Annotated in this window: 20 protein-coding genes; 11 read left to right on the top strand and 9 right to left on the bottom strand. The window is 62.2% G+C overall.

The features are described 5' to 3' along the window. Position 1: 1 nt before the first annotated feature. Positions 2-661: a Tim44/TimA family putative adaptor protein gene (locus BM002_RS16355; protein ID WP_092783734.1), complete on the bottom strand. Its 660-nt coding sequence runs from the start codon at positions 659-661 to the stop codon at positions 2-4. 101 nt (positions 662-762) lie between these two features. Here BM002_RS16355 and BM002_RS16350 point away from each other — a divergent pair, with 101 nt between their 5' ends. Together BM002_RS16350 and secB are read left to right on the top strand one after the other, a co-directional pair. Then, on the top strand, positions 763-1257 hold the full coding sequence (locus BM002_RS16350; protein WP_092783731.1) for an FxsA family protein: 495 nt from the start codon (positions 763-765) through the stop codon (positions 1255-1257). Between the two features lie 60 nt (positions 1258-1317). Next, positions 1318-1845, top strand: a complete 528-nt coding sequence (gene secB / locus BM002_RS16345) for a protein-export chaperone SecB (protein ID WP_092783728.1) — start codon at positions 1318-1320, stop codon at positions 1843-1845. Between the two features lie 10 nt (positions 1846-1855). On the opposite strand, the gene dnaQ is transcribed toward secB, so the two are convergent. From dnaQ to BM002_RS16325, 4 genes are read right to left on the bottom strand one after another with little or no spacing between them, the layout of a single operon-like run. Then, complete coding sequence (gene dnaQ / locus BM002_RS16340) at positions 1856-2542, bottom strand: DNA polymerase III subunit epsilon (RefSeq protein ID WP_092783725.1); 687 nt, start codon at positions 2540-2542, stop codon at positions 1856-1858. Then, complete coding sequence (gene coaE, locus BM002_RS16335) at positions 2539-3105, bottom strand: dephospho-CoA kinase (protein ID WP_092783722.1); 567 nt, start codon at positions 3103-3105, stop codon at positions 2539-2541. Before coaE ends, dnaQ begins: the two co-directional genes overlap by 4 nt. Then, complete coding sequence (locus tag BM002_RS16330) at positions 3102-3917, bottom strand: shikimate dehydrogenase (RefSeq protein WP_092783719.1); 816 nt, start codon at positions 3915-3917, stop codon at positions 3102-3104. The genes coaE and BM002_RS16330 overlap by 4 nt, the downstream gene beginning before the upstream one ends. Next, a complete protein-coding gene (locus BM002_RS16325; protein WP_092783716.1) occupies positions 3914-4504 on the bottom strand; it encodes a Maf family protein in 591 nt (196 codons plus the stop codon). Before BM002_RS16325 ends, BM002_RS16330 begins: the two co-directional genes overlap by 4 nt. A 388-nt stretch (positions 4505-4892) precedes the next feature. Here BM002_RS16325 and hemJ point away from each other — a divergent pair, with 388 nt between their 5' ends. The 7 genes from hemJ (at position 4893) to BM002_RS16290 (ending at position 12228) form a co-directional block, all read left to right on the top strand. Then, complete coding sequence (gene hemJ, locus BM002_RS16320) at positions 4893-5330, top strand: protoporphyrinogen oxidase HemJ (RefSeq protein WP_092783713.1); 438 nt, start codon at positions 4893-4895, stop codon at positions 5328-5330. Positions 5331-5461: 131 nt separating this feature from the next. After that, complete coding sequence (rho, locus tag BM002_RS16315; RefSeq protein WP_092783710.1) at positions 5462-6778, top strand: transcription termination factor Rho; 1317 nt, start codon at positions 5462-5464, stop codon at positions 6776-6778. A gap of 15 nt (positions 6779-6793) precedes the next feature. Continuing rightward, positions 6794-8071 carry a tRNA uridine-5-carboxymethylaminomethyl(34) synthesis GTPase MnmE gene (gene mnmE, locus BM002_RS16310; protein WP_092783707.1) on the top strand — a complete coding sequence of 426 codons (1278 nt, stop codon included), beginning with the start codon at positions 6794-6796 and terminating at the stop codon, positions 8069-8071. A 1-nt stretch (position 8072) separates the two neighbouring features. Then, a complete protein-coding gene (mnmG, locus tag BM002_RS16305) occupies positions 8073-9950 on the top strand; it encodes a tRNA uridine-5-carboxymethylaminomethyl(34) synthesis enzyme MnmG (protein WP_092783704.1) in 1878 nt (625 codons plus the stop codon). Continuing rightward, positions 9947-10549 carry a 16S rRNA (guanine(527)-N(7))-methyltransferase RsmG gene (gene rsmG, locus BM002_RS16300; protein WP_092783701.1) on the top strand — a complete coding sequence of 201 codons (603 nt, stop codon included), beginning with the start codon at positions 9947-9949 and terminating at the stop codon, positions 10547-10549. Before mnmG ends, rsmG begins: the two co-directional genes overlap by 4 nt. Before the next feature lies 1 nt (position 10550). Further along, positions 10551-11339: a ParA family protein gene (locus BM002_RS16295; RefSeq protein ID WP_092783698.1), complete on the top strand. Its 789-nt coding sequence runs from the start codon at positions 10551-10553 to the stop codon at positions 11337-11339. Further along, positions 11332-12228 (top strand): ParB/RepB/Spo0J family partition protein, encoded by an 897-nt coding sequence (locus BM002_RS16290; RefSeq protein WP_092783695.1) that lies wholly within the window; start codon positions 11332-11334, stop codon positions 12226-12228. Before BM002_RS16295 ends, BM002_RS16290 begins: the two co-directional genes overlap by 8 nt. Here the strand turns inward: BM002_RS16290 and hemW are convergent. Genes hemW through rph form a run of 4 tightly spaced genes read right to left on the bottom strand, consistent with a single transcriptional unit; the run spans position 12225 to position 15087 of the window. Next, positions 12225-13379, bottom strand: coding sequence for a radical SAM family heme chaperone HemW (gene hemW / locus BM002_RS16285; protein WP_092783692.1), 1155 nt, complete (start codon positions 13377-13379; stop codon positions 12225-12227). The genes BM002_RS16290 and hemW overlap by 4 nt on opposite strands. After that, a complete protein-coding gene (locus BM002_RS16280; RefSeq protein WP_092783689.1) occupies positions 13379-13762 on the bottom strand; it encodes a RidA family protein in 384 nt (127 codons plus the stop codon). Before BM002_RS16280 ends, hemW begins: the two co-directional genes overlap by 1 nt. Positions 13763-13765: 3 nt before the next feature. Next, positions 13766-14377 carry an RdgB/HAM1 family non-canonical purine NTP pyrophosphatase gene (rdgB, locus tag BM002_RS16275; protein WP_092783686.1) on the bottom strand — a complete coding sequence of 204 codons (612 nt, stop codon included), beginning with the start codon at positions 14375-14377 and terminating at the stop codon, positions 13766-13768. Then, positions 14374-15087: a ribonuclease PH gene (rph, locus tag BM002_RS16270; protein WP_092783683.1), complete on the bottom strand. Its 714-nt coding sequence runs from the start codon at positions 15085-15087 to the stop codon at positions 14374-14376. The genes rdgB and rph overlap by 4 nt, the downstream gene beginning before the upstream one ends. A 116-nt stretch (positions 15088-15203) precedes the next feature. Between rph and hrcA the strand changes: the two genes are divergently transcribed. Beyond that, complete coding sequence (gene hrcA / locus BM002_RS16265) at positions 15204-16268, top strand: heat-inducible transcriptional repressor HrcA (RefSeq protein ID WP_092783680.1); 1065 nt, start codon at positions 15204-15206, stop codon at positions 16266-16268. Between the two features lie 9 nt (positions 16269-16277). After that, positions 16278-16844 carry a nucleotide exchange factor GrpE gene (locus BM002_RS16260; RefSeq protein WP_092783677.1) on the top strand — a complete coding sequence of 189 codons (567 nt, stop codon included), beginning with the start codon at positions 16278-16280 and terminating at the stop codon, positions 16842-16844. Positions 16845-16848 lie beyond the last annotated feature (4 nt).

Genomic DNA, 16848 nt, shown 5'->3' with positions numbered 1-16848 from the left:
GTCAGCCGTCCGTTGCGACCAGCTTCCAGTTGGGATTGTCGGCGCCCATTTCCCGGGCGAACGTCCAGACATCCCGCTGCTTGCGGATCTCGTTCGGGTTGCCCTCGACGATCGTGCCCTCGGCGTCGCGCACCACGCTGGTCAGCTCACCGACGAAGCGAAGGGAAATCTGTGCTTCGTTCCGGTCGCGGTCGAATTCCGCAGAGGTCAGGCTGGTTTCACGCACGCCGATGAAGTTCGCCTCGACCTTCAGGCCCTTGTCTTCACGGTCGGCGATCACTTCGACGAAGGCGTCACGCACATCGTCGGACAGGAAGTCGTCGACCGGCGACAGATCGCCGTTCTCGAAAGCCATCAGGATCATCTCATAGGCCTGACGCCCACCGCTGACGAATTCGGTCACGCTGAACCCCGGTTCGGCCAGTTTCATCGCGGCCAGCGCCTTGGCGCTTTCGGTGCCATCGTCGACGTGGTCGGTGATGTCGCGGTCCGGGCCGCCCTCGATCACCTCGAAATCGCGGCGAACCTGCGACGGACGTTGTGCGTCGGTCACGGTCGGTTTCTCGAACCCGGTCCGTGTTCCCAGGACATTCTTCAAGCGAATGACCAGGAACAGGGCGATCGCTGCCAGTACCAAAAGTTGTATCACGGCGTCGTCCATCCCTCTCTCCGGTTTGTACGGGGTTGGTATCCCGCACCGTGGACATATGTAAGTGCGACAAGGGGTCAAGGGAAGCGACCCAGCTAAATACGAGGCCCGAAATGTGGTTATTTGCCTTTTTCGTCGCAGTTCCGATCATTGAAATCGCCCTGTTCATCCAGGTTGGCGGGTGGCTTGGACTGCTCTGGACCCTCGCCATTGTGGTCGCGACGGCCATTCTGGGCACCTATCTTGTCCGCCGACAGGGGTTGGAGCAACTGGCCCGTATCCAGGCGTCGTTCAGCGAATTGAGCGATCCGACCCGGCCGCTCGCCCATGGCGCGATGATTCTGGCCTCGGGCCTTTTGCTTCTGACGCCGGGGTTTTTCACCGATGCCGTCGGTTTCGCCCTGCTGATCCCGGGTGTTCGGGATGCGGTGATGGCCTATCTGGCCAAGCGGATTTCGGTCCGGTCGTTCACGATGGGCGGCCAGCCCGGCCAGCGCCCGATGCCCGACGATGTCGTCGAAGGCGATTTCGAAGAGGTGTCGCCGCGGACCGGACCGTCGGGCTGGACCCAGAAGGACCTGCCCGATCCGGGCAAGCCGAGGTTGTGAGGCCACGGCCGCTCTGATATCGAAGCGCGACCCAATCGACAGACCCGAGGATTTCGCCAGATGGCCGACGAAGACCAGACCAGCACCGCCACCCCCGCCGCCGATCAACCGAATGGCGCCGCGCAACCCGTCATGCCGCAGATGAAGGTTCTGGGTCAGTTCATCCGTGATCTGTCGTTCGAAAATGTCGCCGTCCAGAAGGGCCGGTCCTTTGAGGGGCAGCCGGACATCAACGTGCAGGTTGGCCTCGAAGCCAAGAAGCGCACCGCCGAAGGCCAGTACGAAGTCGTCACCAAGCTGAAGGTCACCGCCAAGGGCAAGGACGGCGATGAGCCGATCTTTGCGATGGAGCTGGATTACTGCGGTATCTTCCAGATCGGCGGCGTGCCGGAAAACCAGATGCACGCCTATCTGATGATCGAATGCCCGCGGATGCTCTTTCCGTTCCTGCGCCGCATCGTATCGGACGTGACGCGCGACGGTGGCTTCCCGCCGCTGAACCTTGAAAACATCGACTTCGTTGCACTTTACCGCAACGAGATCACGCGCCGCGCCCAGGCCGAGGCCGCACAGGTCACGCCGTCCTGATCAACGCCGCCTAGGACGTCTTTTTCCAGATTGCGCCGTCGCCCAACCCGTCCACAAAGGCGGCATGGGCGGCGGCTTCTTCGTCGGTGATGCGGGGCTTGAGCGGCTGAGGTCGCGGCCTTGGTGTCCAGGTGCCGCCCATATCTTGCCGGTTCCCGGTATCGGCCACCAGCGACATCGTCGGCTGCCGCCCCCCGATCAACTCAAGATACACCTCCGCCAGGATTTCGCTGTCCAGCAACGCGCCGTGCTTTGTCCGGGCGGTGTTGTCGATGTTGAACCGGCGGCACAGCGCGTCGAGGGAGGCAGGCGATCCGGGATATTTGGACCGCGCGATGGCCAGCGTGTCGACAGCCCGGTCATAGGGCAGCCGCGGCAGGCCCATCCACTCAAGCTCCGCGTTCAGGAACTTCATGTCGAAGGCGGCATTGTGGATCACCAGCTTGTCGGTGCCGATGAAATCGAGAAATGCCTGCCCGATGGATTTGAACACCGGAAAATCCTTGAGGAAGTCATCGCCCAGACCATGCACCTCGAACGCGCCGGCGGGCATCGACCGCTCGGGGTTGATGTACTGGTGATAGACCCGGCCCGTCGCCACATGATTGAGCAACTCGACGGCCCCGATCTCCACGATCCGGTCGCCGCTTTCAGGCTCGAACCCAGTAGTTTCGGTGTCGAGAACGATCTCTCTCATGTCAGCTCCTCGATGATTGTCGCCACCATATCGCGCGCGGTCTCCATTGTCGAAGTGTCGATGACATAGTCGGCCCGGGCCCGTTTTTCAGCATCGGGCAGCTGACGCGACAGAATGGCGTCGAAGTCCGCCTCTGACATCGTGCCGCGCGCCAGAACCCGGGTCCGTTGTGTTTCGGCATCGACCGAGACGACGGCAATCCGGTCGCAGATCGCGTCGGCCCCGGTCTCGAACAGAAGCGGGACGTCGAGGACGACAAGCCCGCTCTTGTTCCGCAGGAATTCGGCGCGGTCCCCGGCCACCAGCGGATGGATCAGGGCATTGAGTTGGTCCAATACGCCCGGGTCCTTGGCCACGAGGGCCCGCAGCACATCACGGTCCACGCCGTTTTCCCCAACGCATCCGGGAAAGGCGGCCTCCAACAGGTCAAGCGCCGGGCCGCCCGGCGCATAGAGGCGACGCACCACATCATCGGCGTCCCAGACCGGAATGCCCTGTTCGGCGAACATGGCCGCCGTTGTCGACTTGCCCATGCCGATTGAGCCGGTCAGCCCCAGGATCATCCCAGAACCGCCCTGCGCAGGTCATCGTCCACCGTTGGCGTCACGCCGAACCAGCGGGCGAACCCGGGAACCGCCTGATGCAGCAGCATGCCGACACCATCGACCGTCGGGTGCCCGGCGGCCCGTGCCTGCACCAAAAGCGGCGTATCGACGGGCGTATAGACGATGTCGGTGACGATCGCTGTCTTCGGAAGGCCGGACAGATCGATCTCGAGCGGCGGCTGACCCGCCATGCCAAGGCTTGTCGTGTTCACCAGGAGCCCCTGCGAAGCCATGGTGTCCGGCAGATCGGACCAATCCGCCACCTCGACCCCGTCGTCGAACAGATCGGCGAGCGCGTCGGCCCGCCCGCGTGTGCGATTGACCAACGTGACCTGCGGCACGCCCGCATCGAGGAGGGCCGCGATGACACCCCGCGCGGCACCGCCCGCGCCCAGAACCAGTGCCGGTCGATCTGCGGTCCAACCGGGCGCGCCATCCCGAAGGTTGGCGATGAAGCCATAGCCATCGGTGTTGTCGGCGTGAATCTCCCCTTCCACGAAGGTCAGGGTATTGGCGGCCCCGACCGCGCTGGCCCGGTCCGTCACATCGTGGGCCAGATCGAACACCGCCTCCTTGTGGGGGATGGTGACGTTGATCCCGGCAAAGCCGAGACGTGGAAGCAGGTCGAGCGTGCGCGACAGATCGTCGGGGAGCACGTGCAGGGGGACATAGTGCCCGTCGATCCCGTGACGTCGAAGCCAGGTCCCATGCAGTCGCGGAGAGCGGCTGTGCCCGATGGGGTCGCCGATCACGCCGGCCAGTATCGTCATGTCCGGATATCCCCCCGTGTCGCCAGAAAATCGATCAGGGGCAGAAGCGGCAGCCCCAGAACGGCAAAGTAATCGCCCTCGACGCGGTGAAACAACCGCGCGCCTTCGCCTTCGAGGGTATAGCTGCCGGCCGAATGGCGGATGTCGTCCCAGTTCCGCGCGACGTAATCTGCGATGTAGTCCGGCGATAGCTGCCGCATCGTCATGATGACGCTGGAGATATGGCGCCAGATCGGCTTGCCGTCCTCGACGATCACCGCTGCGGAATGCAGCCGGTGCTTCCCCCCGGACATCGCGGTCAACTGATCGACCGCATCCTCGGGTATCGTGGGTTTCGACACCAGTTTTCCCTCGTGGTCCAGCACCTGATCACATCCAAGGATCTTGCCCGGCTCCCGCAGACGCAGCGCCTTCAACTCGGCCAAGGCGTCGGCGATGCTGCGCGGGGAGTGCCCCTCGGCCAGAAGCGATTCCTTGACCATGCTCTCGTCCACGCGGGCGGGTTTGGCCTCGAAGGGAATCGCGGCGTTGCGGAGGAGCGTCGCCCTGATTTTGGACGTGCTGGCGAGGATCAGCATGGGTATCATCCTGTGGGAAACCGAGGGGAGAACCCTGTCGGAGAATCTGGGTATGGTTTGCGACCTTCCCGTCCGGAGGACAAGTCACCCGATTTCCCATCCTCGCACCGGATTGATCGACACCCGTCGCCGAATTTTCAGCCATGTGGATATGCCGGGATGCCCACGAACGATCCCGGATCCATCCCGTATGTCCTCCACAACGCATGGCACGACAGGCAAAAGAAATTCCCCGATTCCTCCCCAATGCTGTGTCGTTTTCCAGGCCCCGGGTCGCTCCCTGTGTGCGATGACGTGGGCAACAAGTAATCCCCGTTTTCCACTGCCCCTACTATGAACATCATCCTTCTTTTCTTCTTTCATATTGTTAAGAGGGAGGACCGGAACGGGGGACGAGATGGGCGATCTATATCTATGGCTGAAGGCAGGACATGTGATCTCGGTGATCGCGTGGATGGCAGGGATATTCTATCTCCCCCGGCTTTTCGTGTACCACGCGGAGCAGCGTGCCGCAGTGCCGCAGATGGTCCCCACGCTGGAAGTGATGGAGCGGCGTCTGCTTCAGGCGATCATGACGCCTGCGATGATTGCAACATGGGTCTTCGGGTTGATCCTGATCGGTATGGGCGCTTTCGACTGGGGTGCGGCGTGGTCCTGGATCAAACTGGCCTGCGTCATCGGGATGACGGCCTTTCACATGTGGTGCGCGGCAGAGCGAAAGCGGCTTGCGACGGGAACGGCGACGATGACGGGGCGGAATTATCGCATGATGAACGAGGTGCCGACGGTTCTGATGATCCTGATCGTCATCGCGGTCATCGTGCGCCCCTTCTGATTGACTTCGGCGGCTTTCAACCGTATCTGCCCCGACAACGGTGGGCCGTCCTGGCCCGGATACCGGTTTCCAGATTTTCAAAAGACGTGCGGCACCCCGGGTGACTGCGCGCGCGGCAACGGAGATTTGCCATGCCCGACGATCAGATCAATGACATCGATATCGACGACGACGGAGAGTCCACCGGGACCCTGAACCTTCGCGATCTCAAAGCGCAGTCCCCGAAGGACCTGTTGTCGATGGCGGAAGAGCTCGAAATCGAGAATGCCTCGACCATGCGCAAGGGCGAGATGATGTTCTCGATCCTGCGGGAACGGGCGGATGAAGGATGGGAGATTTCGGGCGAAGGCGTCCTCGAGGTGCTTCAGGACGGTTTCGGCTTCCTGCGTGCGCCCGAAGCGAATTACCTGCCGGGGCCCGACGACATCTATGTGTCGCCCGAAGTCATCCGCCAACACTCCCTGCGCACCGGCGATACGGTTGAAGGGGTCATCCAGGCCCCGGACGACAATGAGCGCTATTTCGCGATCACCAAGGTCACGCAGATCAACTTTGCTGACCCCGAGATGGCCAAGCACAAGGTCAGCTTCGACAACCTGACCCCGCTCTATCCGGATGAGCGGTTCAACATGGAAATCGAGGATCCGACCATCAAGGATCGCTCTGCCCGGATCATCGATCTGGTCGCGCCAATCGGAAAAGGTCAGCGTTCTCTGATAGTTGCGCCACCTCGCACGGGTAAGACCGTGCTGTTGCAGAACATCGCGAAGTCCATCGAGACGAACCATCCGGAATGCTATCTGATGGTCCTGCTGATCGACGAGCGTCCCGAGGAAGTGACCGACATGCAGCGGTCGGTGAAGGGCGAAGTCATCTCTTCGACCTTCGATGAACCCGCCACGCGGCACGTCGCGGTCAGCGAAATGGTGATTGAAAAGGCCAAGCGCCTGGTGGAGCACAAGCGCGATGTCGTCATCCTGCTCGACTCGATCACGCGTCTTGGTCGTGCTTTCAACACCGTCGTGCCGTCGTCGGGCAAGGTCCTGACCGGCGGTGTGGATGCGAACGCCCTGCAGCGGCCCAAGCGGTTCTTTGGTGCCGCCCGGAACATCGAGGAAGGCGGATCGCTGACCATCATCGCAACCGCTCTGATCGACACCGGCAGCCGGATGGACGAAGTCATCTTCGAGGAATTCAAGGGCACCGGTAACAGCGAATTGGTCCTGGATCGCAAGGTGGCCGACAAGCGCGTCTTCCCCGCGATGGACATCCTGAAGTCCGGCACCCGGAAAGAGGAGCTTCTGGTTGATCCGAAGAACCTTCAGAAGACGTTCGTGCTGCGCCGGATCCTGAACCCGATGGGCACGACGGACGCCATCGAGTTCCTGATCTCCAAACTCAAGCAGACGAAAACCAACGCGGATTTCTTCGACTCCATGAATTCCTGACCCAGAGGCGATCAAATGGGCGATACGATTTTTGCCCTTGCGACCGCCCAAGGGAAAGCTGGCCTTGCCGTCATCCGTCTATCGGGACCCGATTCCGTCGCGGTGCTCCAGGCGCTTGGCGGCACGGCGCCCGACGCGCGGTCATCGCGGGTCTGTGTGCTGCGCGATGCAGGTGGTCTGATCCTCGATCATGCGCTGGTGCTTCATTTCGCCGAGGGCGCAAGTTTTACCGGCGAGACGACGATTGAACTGCACCTGCACGGCAGCATCGCCGTCGTTCGCGCGGCCTTGCGCGCCATTGAGGCGACGGGCCTCGCCCGGGCGGCGAACCCCGGCGAATTCACGCGCCGGGCCCTGATGAACGATCGACTCGACCTGACCCAGGTTCAAGGTCTGGCCGATATCATAGATGCCGAGACGGAAGCTCAACATCGCCACGCCATGCGCGTTTTCGGGGGGGAGATGGCCGACCGGGTCACCCGCTGGCGCCACGATCTGACACGGGCCATGGCGTTGCTGGAAGCGACGATAGACTTTGCGGATGAAGAGATTCCCGAGGATGTTTCGCCCGAGGTGGGGGTTCTTCTTGCGACGGTCGCCCGCGATCTTCGGGATGAGATTGATCGGCAAAGTGCCACTGCGCGGCTGAAGGCGGGGTTCGAAGTAGCCTTGATTGGCGAGCCAAACGCCGGAAAATCTTCGCTTCTCAATAGATTGACCCAAAGCGACGCTGCCATCGTTTCGGAGTTCGCCGGAACGACCCGAGATGTGATCGAGGTCCGGATGGACGTGGAGGGAATACCGGTGACCTTCCTTGATACGGCTGGCCTACGCGATGCGCAGGACCCGGTGGAGGTCATCGGGATCAAACGCGCCCTGAGCCGCGCGCGTCAAGCAGATTTGCGTTTGGTCCTGACCGAATCTGGCGCGGTCCCCGATCGGCTGGTAGAGGGGATCGCCGTCGACCTCGTCGTTCGAACAAAATCTGACCTGCATGGTGGCGACGGCGTTTCGGCTGTTACTGGCGACGGGATCGCGCCGCTCCTGAAGTCGATTGCATCGATTCTCTCGGATCGCGTCGGTGACGTCGGGCTGTTCTCGCGGGAGCGGGATCGGATCGCGCTCGAGGAGGCAGCCGCCCATATTGAGTTGGCCACACAATCTGCTATGCCGACAGAACTGCGGTCCGAAGAATTGCGACAGGCCGTTCAGGCGCTCCAGAACATCGTGGGGGGCATCGATGTTGAATCCATATTGGGTGAAGTTTTTTCCACCTTCTGCGTAGGGAAGTGAGATGTTTCACGTGAAACATACCGATTTCGATGTTCTCGTGGTCGGCGGCGGCCATGCAGGGTGTGAAGCTGCCTTGGCGGCGGCACGTCTTGGTGTCCGCGTGGCCCTCGTCACCTTTCGGAAAACTGACCTCGGTGTGATGTCCTGCAATCCGGCAATCGGCGGCCTTGGGAAAGGGCATCTGGTTCGCGAGATCGACGCCATGGATGGCGTCATGGGCCGTGCCGCGGATTTTGCCGGAATCCAGTTTCGGCTTTTGAATCGGAAGAAGGGCCCCGCCGTTCAGGGACCGCGCGCGCAGGCGGACCGTGAGCGTTACAAGGCCTTTATGCAGGCACAGTTCGCCGCTCAATCGGGTGTTTCGATCATCGAGGGCGAGGTTGTCGACCTTCTGGTAGGTGATGGAAACCGTGCTCAGGGCGTCAGGCTTGGCGACGATTCCGAAATTCGTGCCGCCGAAGTCGTCCTTACCACAGGAACCTTCCTCGGCGGGACAATCCATATCGGTGGAGAGCGCAAATCTGGCGGTCGCATGGGCGCGAATGCCTCTGTGCGCTTGGCCGACCGCCTGCGCGCCCATGCGCCGGGGGTGGGTCGTCTCAAGACTGGAACGCCGCCGCGTCTTCGAAAATCGTCGATTGCCTGGGACGGTCTCGCCATGCAGCCGGGCGACGATGCACCGGGTTTCTTTTCGTTTGATACGTCACATGTCGCCTGCGCGCAGATTTCCTGCGGTGTCACGCATACCAACGCGGAAACACATGACATTATTCGGCGAAACCTTGAGCGGTCGGCGATGTACGGTGGGATGATCGAGGGTATCGGGCCAAGGTATTGCCCGTCCATCGAAGACAAGATCGTGCGGTTCGAGGACAAGACATCACATCAGATTTTCCTTGAGCCAGAGGGGCTTGAGAGTGATCTGGTCTATCCGAACGGCATATCGACATCGTTGCCCCATGACGTTCAGATCGCCTATGTCCAATCGATTTCCGGGCTCGAGATGGCCGAGATCGTCCAACCGGGCTATGCAATCGAATACGATTATATCGACCCTCGTGGCCTTTCGCGGTCACTGGAACTGCCTTCGATCCCCGGGCTTTCGCTGGCGGGCCAGATCAACGGAACGACCGGGTACGAAGAAGCGGCGGCACAGGGCCTTGTTGTCGGCTTGAATGCCGCGCTTCGTGCTCTGGGCCGGGAGCCGTTGGTGTTTGACCGCGCAACCTCCTACATCGGCGTCATGGTTGACGATCTGGTGACGCGCGGCGTGTCGGAACCGTATCGCATGTTTACCTCTAGGGCCGAATATCGTCTGACGCTGCGGGCGGATAACGCGGATCAGCGGTTGACGCCGACAGGTCTGGCTGTCGGATGCATATCTGCGGCACGTGGCGCGGCGTTTGCCGACAAGATGGCGCGTCTGGACCGGTGCACGGCCGATGTTTCTGCTGTCATGTTTTCGTCAGGCCAGTTGTCCGAGCATGGTTTGCAGGTCCGATCTGACGGGAAACGTCGCAACGGGATCGAGACGCTCGCAATCGCCGGTGTAGAGGTGTCCGACATCATCGCCTTGGAGCCATCGCTTGCGGCGCATGACCCCGAAATTCTGGAACAGGTGGCGCGGGATGCGCTCTATTCAACGTATATCGAACGGCAGGAGCGCGACGTCGCGGTTTTGAACCGGGACGAGGCGATTTCAATCCCGACCGACTTCGATTTTGCGTCGGTCGGATCGTTGTCGGGCGAGATCCGTGCGAAGCTGAACGCAAGTCGGCCGGAAACATTGGCGCAGGCAGGACGGATCGAGGGGATGACGCCGGCCGCGCTGGTCTCGCTTCTGGCCGCCGTTCGCCGGGCCGAACGCGTTTCTGCATGAGCGGTCTGCCGGTCGCTCTGGATGTTTCACGTGAAACACTCGAGAAATTGCGCGCTTATGAGGCCTTGGTCCGGAAGTGGAATTCAAAGATCAATCTGGTGGCACAGGGAACGCTCGACGATTTCAGCTCAAGACACATCCAGGATTCTATCGCCATTGCGCGCGCGACAGCGATGCATGGGCAATGGCTTGATCTGGGTTCCGGTGGCGGATTGCCCGGAATTGTCGTCGCCATCTTGGCGGATCCAGAACGTTCCGTGACGCTGATTGAAAGCGACGGTCGAAAGGCGGCCTTTCTGAACACTGTGCGTCGCGAATTGGGGCTTGATCTACGTGTGATTCCTGACCGGATTGAAGATGTTGACCCGTTCGCTGCCGATGTCGTCAGCGCCCGTGCTCTTGCCCCCTTACCCCGTTTGCTGGAACTTTGCGTGCGCCACGGACACCCTCGGACCCGGTATATTCTTCCTAAGGGCCGCAATTGGCGGCAGGAAGTGATGGAAGCGGAGGCATCCTGGGTCTATGATGTGGAGATAATAGAGAGTCCGGTCGATCCGTCGTCGGTCATCTTGAAAATAACGAACCTGGATCGAGCGTGACATGAAGGCCAAGATTATCAGTATTGCGAACCAGAAGGGCGGCGTTGGCAAGACCACGACCGCGATCAATCTGGGCGCGTCGCTGGCAATGCGGGGGAAGCGGACGCTTCTGGTTGATCTGGATCCGCAGGGAAATGCATCGACTGGCCTTGGTGTGCCGCGAAACACCCGGGGTCGGAGCACCTATGACGTCATTCTGGGCGATGCCGCTCCGTTGGAGGTCGCGGTCGAGACCGAAGTCGATCATCTGTCGATAATTCCCGCGACGATGGACCTGAGTTCAGCCGACGCGGAGCTGATGAAAAGCGCGCGGCGCGTCGTTCATCTGCGCAATGCGCTGCGTCTGCGGGAAGCGCCCTACGATTATATCCTCATCGATTGCCCACCCAGTCTGAACCTGCTGACCGTGAATGCCTTTGTCGCATCCGATAGCGTCCTTGTGCCTCTTCAGGCCGAGTTTTTCGCGCTGGAGGGTCTATCGCAGCTGCTTTTGACGGTGCGCGAGGTCCGCTCATCCGCGAACTCGGACCTGCGGATCGAGGGGATCGTGCTGACCATGTTCGACAAGCGGAACAATATCTGTCAGCAAGTCGAAGAAGATGCGCGCGAGAACTTGGGCGATCTGGTCATGCAGACCAAGATTCCGCGAAATGTCCGTCTGAGCGAGGCGCCAAGCTACGCCATGCCGGTCACAAATTATGATCCGACGTCGAGGGGGGCGATTGCATATCGTAGCCTCGCGGCGGAACTCCTCCAACGCGAAGAAGAAACGGCGGTGTCCTATGGCTGAAGCTCCTCAGAAGCGCGCGATGCGTCGGGGTCTGTCTGCCCTGATGGCCGATGTGGGTGTGTCCGCCTCCGACATGGGGGGTCGCGGAAACGCCGAGCGGACGCTGCCAATCGAGCAGCTTCATCCCAATCCGGATCAGCCGCGTCGGACCTTTAATGAGCAGGAGCTTTCGGATCTTGCCGCATCGATCGCGCAGAAGGGGATTTTGCAGCCTCTGATCGTACGACGCGACCCCAAGCGCGAAGACGGCTATCAGATCGTTGCCGGTGAGCGTCGCTGGCGCGCCGCGCAGCGCGCGGGTCTGCACGAGGCGCCGGTGGTCATTCGCGATCTCGACGACACCGAAGTCCTTGAAATCGGGATCATCGAGAACATTCAACGTGCGGACCTGAATGCCATCGAAGAGGCTCAAGGCTTCCGCCAGCTGATGGAACGTTTCGGCCATACACAGGATCAGCTGTCGACGGTGCTTGGCAAATCGCGCAGTCACATCGCCAACCTGATGCGCCTTCTGAAACTGCCCGACAGCGTGCAGGAGTATGTTCGCCTTGGCACGCTGAGCGCCGGGCACGCGCGGGCGTTGATCAATGCGCCCGACGCCGAGCGGCTCGCGCGGAATATCATCTCCAAGGGCTTGTCGGTTCGGGAAACGGAGCGGCTTGTCAAATCTGCGACCGAAGGCGAGACTCAGCCCAGGGCCAAGACGGCCAGGGCGGGGTCCGACAAGGACGCCGATACGCGAGCATTGGAGGGCGACTTGTCCGCAGCTCTGTCCATGGCAGTGTCCATCGACCACGATTCGTCGTCCGAAGGTGGGTCAGTGATGATCCGTTACAAGAGCCTCGATGATCTGGACCGTCTCTGCGGCTTGTTGTCGTCCGGGGCCTAGCCTGGGATGATCTGACGCAGGATCGGATTTACCAGCATCGCGCCACGATCGGTCGTGGCGAGGTAGCCGTCATGGGACATGAGCAGACCCTGATCGATGAGGTCATCGACGGCCTGCTGATCCAGATGTGCGCCCAAGGCAGCAATGTGGGACAGGTCGGCACCCCGCCGCGTACGCAGGGACATCAGGATGTATTCTTCAAATATATCAGATGTTTGCAGGATTTCATCGGACACCACGCCCGCCCCGTTTTGTTCGACCTTTTGAACCCAGTCGCCCGGCATCCGCGCGGCGACCGTGGCGTGACGTGATCCGTTGATCGCAAGCCGGCCATGGGCTCCGGGGCCGATGCCCAACCAATCCCCGCCTGCCCAATAGATCAGGTTGTGGCGGGACGCAGCGCCCTCGGCCGCGTGATTGGACGTCTCGTAGCGATGCAAACCGGCAGCTTCGCACAGGCCCTGCGTCACTTCGTACATGTCTGCCGACATGTCCTCGTCCGGCAGGCCGCGCAGCCCGCCCGCCGCATGACGCGCGCCGAAGGCCGTGCCGTCCTCGATGGTGAGTTGGTAGAGTGACAGGTGTTCGCCCGCGAAAGTCAGCGCCTCGGTCAACTCAGCTTCCCACATGGCGGCGGTTTGATCCTGACGCGCATAGATCAGATCGAAAGACACGCGGTCCGTCGCGGATTTCGCGATCTCGAACGCGCGTCGCCCCTCGCTCGCGGAATGCAGCCGGCCCAGGCGACGCAGGTCCACATCGTTGAGCGCCTGGAGCCCGACCGAAAACCGGTTGACCCCCGCGCCCGTGAAATCGGAAAAGCGCGCGGCTTCGACTGAGGTGGGATTTGCCTCGAGCGTGACCTCCAGATCGTTTGCGGGCGTCCAGTGCCCGCGCGCGGCTTCGATGATCGCGCCGACGGTCTCGGGTGGCATCAGGGATGGGGTTCCACCGCCGAAGAAGATGCTGGTGAGGATGCGCCCGGGCGTCCGTTCGGCCCAATGGGCGAGATCGCGGAGCAAGGCCTTGCGCCACCGGTCCTGATCGACGGCGGCGACGACGTGGCTGTTGAAGTCGCAATAGGGACATTTTGCAGCGCAGAACGGCCAATGGACATAGAGGCCAAAGCCCCCGCGCTGCCAGTTCTCCATCAGGTGCCCCGGAAGGCCGTCACTTCGACCTCATAGAGCATTTCGGGCTTCATCAGCCCCGCGATCACCATGGTTGCCGCCGGACGGACGTCGCCCAACTCCGCGCCAAGCACGGGGATGACCGCGTCCACCAGCGCCCGATCGGCGACGTAATGCGTGACCCGAACGATATGCGCCACTTCGAACCCCGCCTCGGCCAGAACGGAGCGCACGGTCGCAAAGCAGTTGCGCGCCTGGTCCGCGATCCCATCCGGCAGAGTCATCGTCTTGTAATCATAGCCCGTCACCCCGGCCATGAAGCACCAATCGCCCTGCACGACCGCGCGGGAATAGCCGACCTGTGCCTCGAACGGCGATCCGGTGGAAATCAGTTTGCGCGCCATCGCTCAGGCCTTCCCGAAACAGGCGGCCATTGCAGCCAGGGCCTTGGCGCGATGGCTCAGGTGGTTCTTCTCCTCAAGCGCCATTTCCCCGAAGGTCCTGTCATGACCGGCGGGCATGAAGATCGGGTCATAGCCATGCCCCGTGGCACCCCGCATGGGCCAGACGACCTGACCCTCTGCCTCGCCCACGAAAACCTCCTCGTGACCATCTGGCCAGCGGAGCAGGAGTGTCGCGTGAAACCGCGCAGTCCGGGGTGTCGGCGCCTTGCGCGCCTCCAGCTCCTGCCAGGCGCGGGTCATGGCGATCTTGAAATCGCGCCCCGTCGGCGTCTCAGCCCAATCGGCGGTGTGAACACCGGGCGCGCCGTCCAGACCGTCGATGATGATGCCGGAATCGTCGGCCAGCGCGGGCAGACCCGTCGCCGTCACCGCCGCCACGGCCTTGATCCGGGCATTGCCCTCGAACGTCTGCTCCGTCTCTTCGGGCTCCGGCAGGTCGAAATCGACATTCGACCGGCAGGTGATCCCCAGAGGGCCGAGAATGGCCTGAAATTCCTCCAGCTTCCCCAGATTATGGGTCGCGATCAGAAGTTCAGAGCCTTCGAACCGTCTCATGCGGTGGCGGCCTTCTGGGCTGCGACCAATTCACCGACACCCTTCTTGGCCAGACGCATCAGTTCGGAAAACTCGTCCTGACCGAAGGTCGCCCCCTCGGCGCTGGCCTGAATCTCGATCATGCGGCCAGTGCCGGTCATCACGAAGTTGCCGTCGGTCCCGGCCTCGGAATCCTCGGGGTAGTCGAGGTCGAGGACCGGCTGACCGGCATAGATGCCGCAGGAGACGGCGGCGACGTGATCGACCATCGGGTCGGTGACGATATCGCCCGCCTTCATCAGCTTGTTGACCGCCAGCCGCAAGGCAACCCACCCCCCGGTGATCGACGCACAGCGCGTGCCGCCGTCGGCCTGGATCACGTCGCAGTCGACGGTGATCTGACGCTCGCCCAGGGCGTTACGGTCAACCCCGGCCCGCAGGGACCGACCGATCAGGCGCTGAATCTCCTGCGTTCGGCCCGACTGCTTGCCCGCCGCAGCCTCGCGCCGCATCCGGGTCGTCGTGGCACGGGGCAGCATGCCGTATTCCGCCGTCACCCACCCTTGCCCGGTATTGCGAAGAAACGGCGGGACCCTCTCTTCCAACGACGCGGTGCAAAGGACGTGGGTGTCGCCGCAGCGGATCATGCAGGACCCTTCGGCGTGGCGGGTGACATCCACCTCGATGGAAATGTCGCGCATCTGGTCAAGGGCCCGTCCCGAAGGTCGCATCTGTCTCTCCTATGGCTGTTGCCCCGTGACATGCCCCCCCGACCTGCGCCGCGCAACCCCGAGTTTGGCGCGGCGGATTGACCGTGGGCCCGGACCTGCATACATGCCTTACGCCCATGAACGATAACGCCAGAATCCTGTCCGAGATGAACGACCGCTCCCGCGAGGTGTTTCGCCGGGTGGTCGAAGGCTATCTGGGGTCCGGCGAACCCGTGGGCAGCCGCACCCTGACGCGGACGATGACGGAGCAGGTGTCGGCGGCGACGATCCGCAACGTGATGCAGGATCTGGAATTCCTGGGCTTGTTGCAGGCCCCCCACATCAGCGCGGGGCGCATCCCGACGCAGGCGGGTCTGCGCATGTTCGTCGATGGCCTCCTCGAAGCGCAATTGGGCGACGCGGACCGCGAACAGATCGAGGCGTCGGTCGGCTCGTCCGAAGACGACGTCTCGGCGATGATGGACCGGGTGGGAAATGCCCTTTCGGGAATTACGCACGGCGCGTCCCTGGTTCTGGCGCCCAAGCGCGAGGCGCCGATCAAGCACATCGAATTCGTGAGCCTTGCGCCCGACCGTGCCCTTGTCGTGCTGGTCTTTGCCGATGGTCACGTGGAAAACCGTGTCTTCGTTCCGCCCCCCGGTCAGACTCCGTCGGCCATGCGCGAGGCGGCGAACCTGCTCAATGCCCTGGTCGAGGGGCGGACCCTGTCGGACCTTCAGGGCATCATGACCAACGAAGTCGCCGCCCGTCGCCAGGAAATCGACGTTCTGGCCCATGACCTGATCGAAAAGGGGCTGGCCGTCTGGGAGAATTCCGGCGAGCGCAGCGAACGTCTGATCGTGCGCGGCCGGTCCAACCTTCTGGACGAAGGCACCGATGCCGCCGCCCTTGAACGTATTCGCAGCCTCTTCGACGATCTGGAGCGCAAGCGCGACATCGCCGAATTCCTGGACCTGACCGAACAGGGTGAAGGCGTGCGCATTTTCATCGGGTCCGAGAACAAACTCTTCTCACTTTCCGGTTCATCTTTGGTGGTTTCACCCTATATGAACGCGGATCGAAAAATCGTGGGCGCGGTCGGCGTGATCGGCCCGACCCGCCTGAACTACGGTCGGATCGTTCCGATCGTCGACTATACAGCACAACTTGTCGGTCGGATGCTCTCCGGCCCCGGAAGATAGAGGAAGACCATGGCTGATCCGAAGGAAGACGCGTTTCTCGACGATCCCGAAATGCTGGAGGAGGATTTCGACCTCGATGCAGCGATGGAGGAGGAGCCCGATGCGCCCGCGCAATCGGGACGTGCCGCCATGGAGGCCATCGTCGCCGAACGGGACGAGATGCGTGACCGCCTGATGCGCTCCCTTGCGGAGGCGGAAAACGTGCGCAAACGCGCCGCCCGCGACCGGATCGAGGCCGAGCAATATGGCGGCTCCAAATTGGCCCGTGACATGCTGCCGGTCTATGACAACCTGCGACGCGCGCTCGACGCGGCGGGCGAGGCGAATGATGGCGTGATCGAGGGGATCAAACTGACCCTCAAGGAAATCCTGAACGTCTTCAACAAGCACGGCATCACGCTTGTCGCGCCCGAAGTCGGCGATCGCTTCGACCCGCAGCTGCATCAGGCCATGTTCGAAGCACCCCTGCCCGGCACCAAGGCCGGCGACATCATTCAGGTCGCTGCCGAAGGCTTTCTGCTCCACGACCGCCTTCTGCGACCCGCCCAGGTCGGCGTGTCGTCGACACCCGCGTGACGGC

Origin of the sequence: Jannaschia pohangensis (genome assembly GCF_900113875.1) — a bacterium.
GTDB classification, from domain to species: Bacteria; Pseudomonadota; Alphaproteobacteria; order Rhodobacterales; family Rhodobacteraceae; genus Jannaschia; species Jannaschia pohangensis.
The sequence above is the reverse complement of the archived record's forward strand: the minus strand, read 5'-3'. Positions and strand labels throughout refer to the sequence as shown.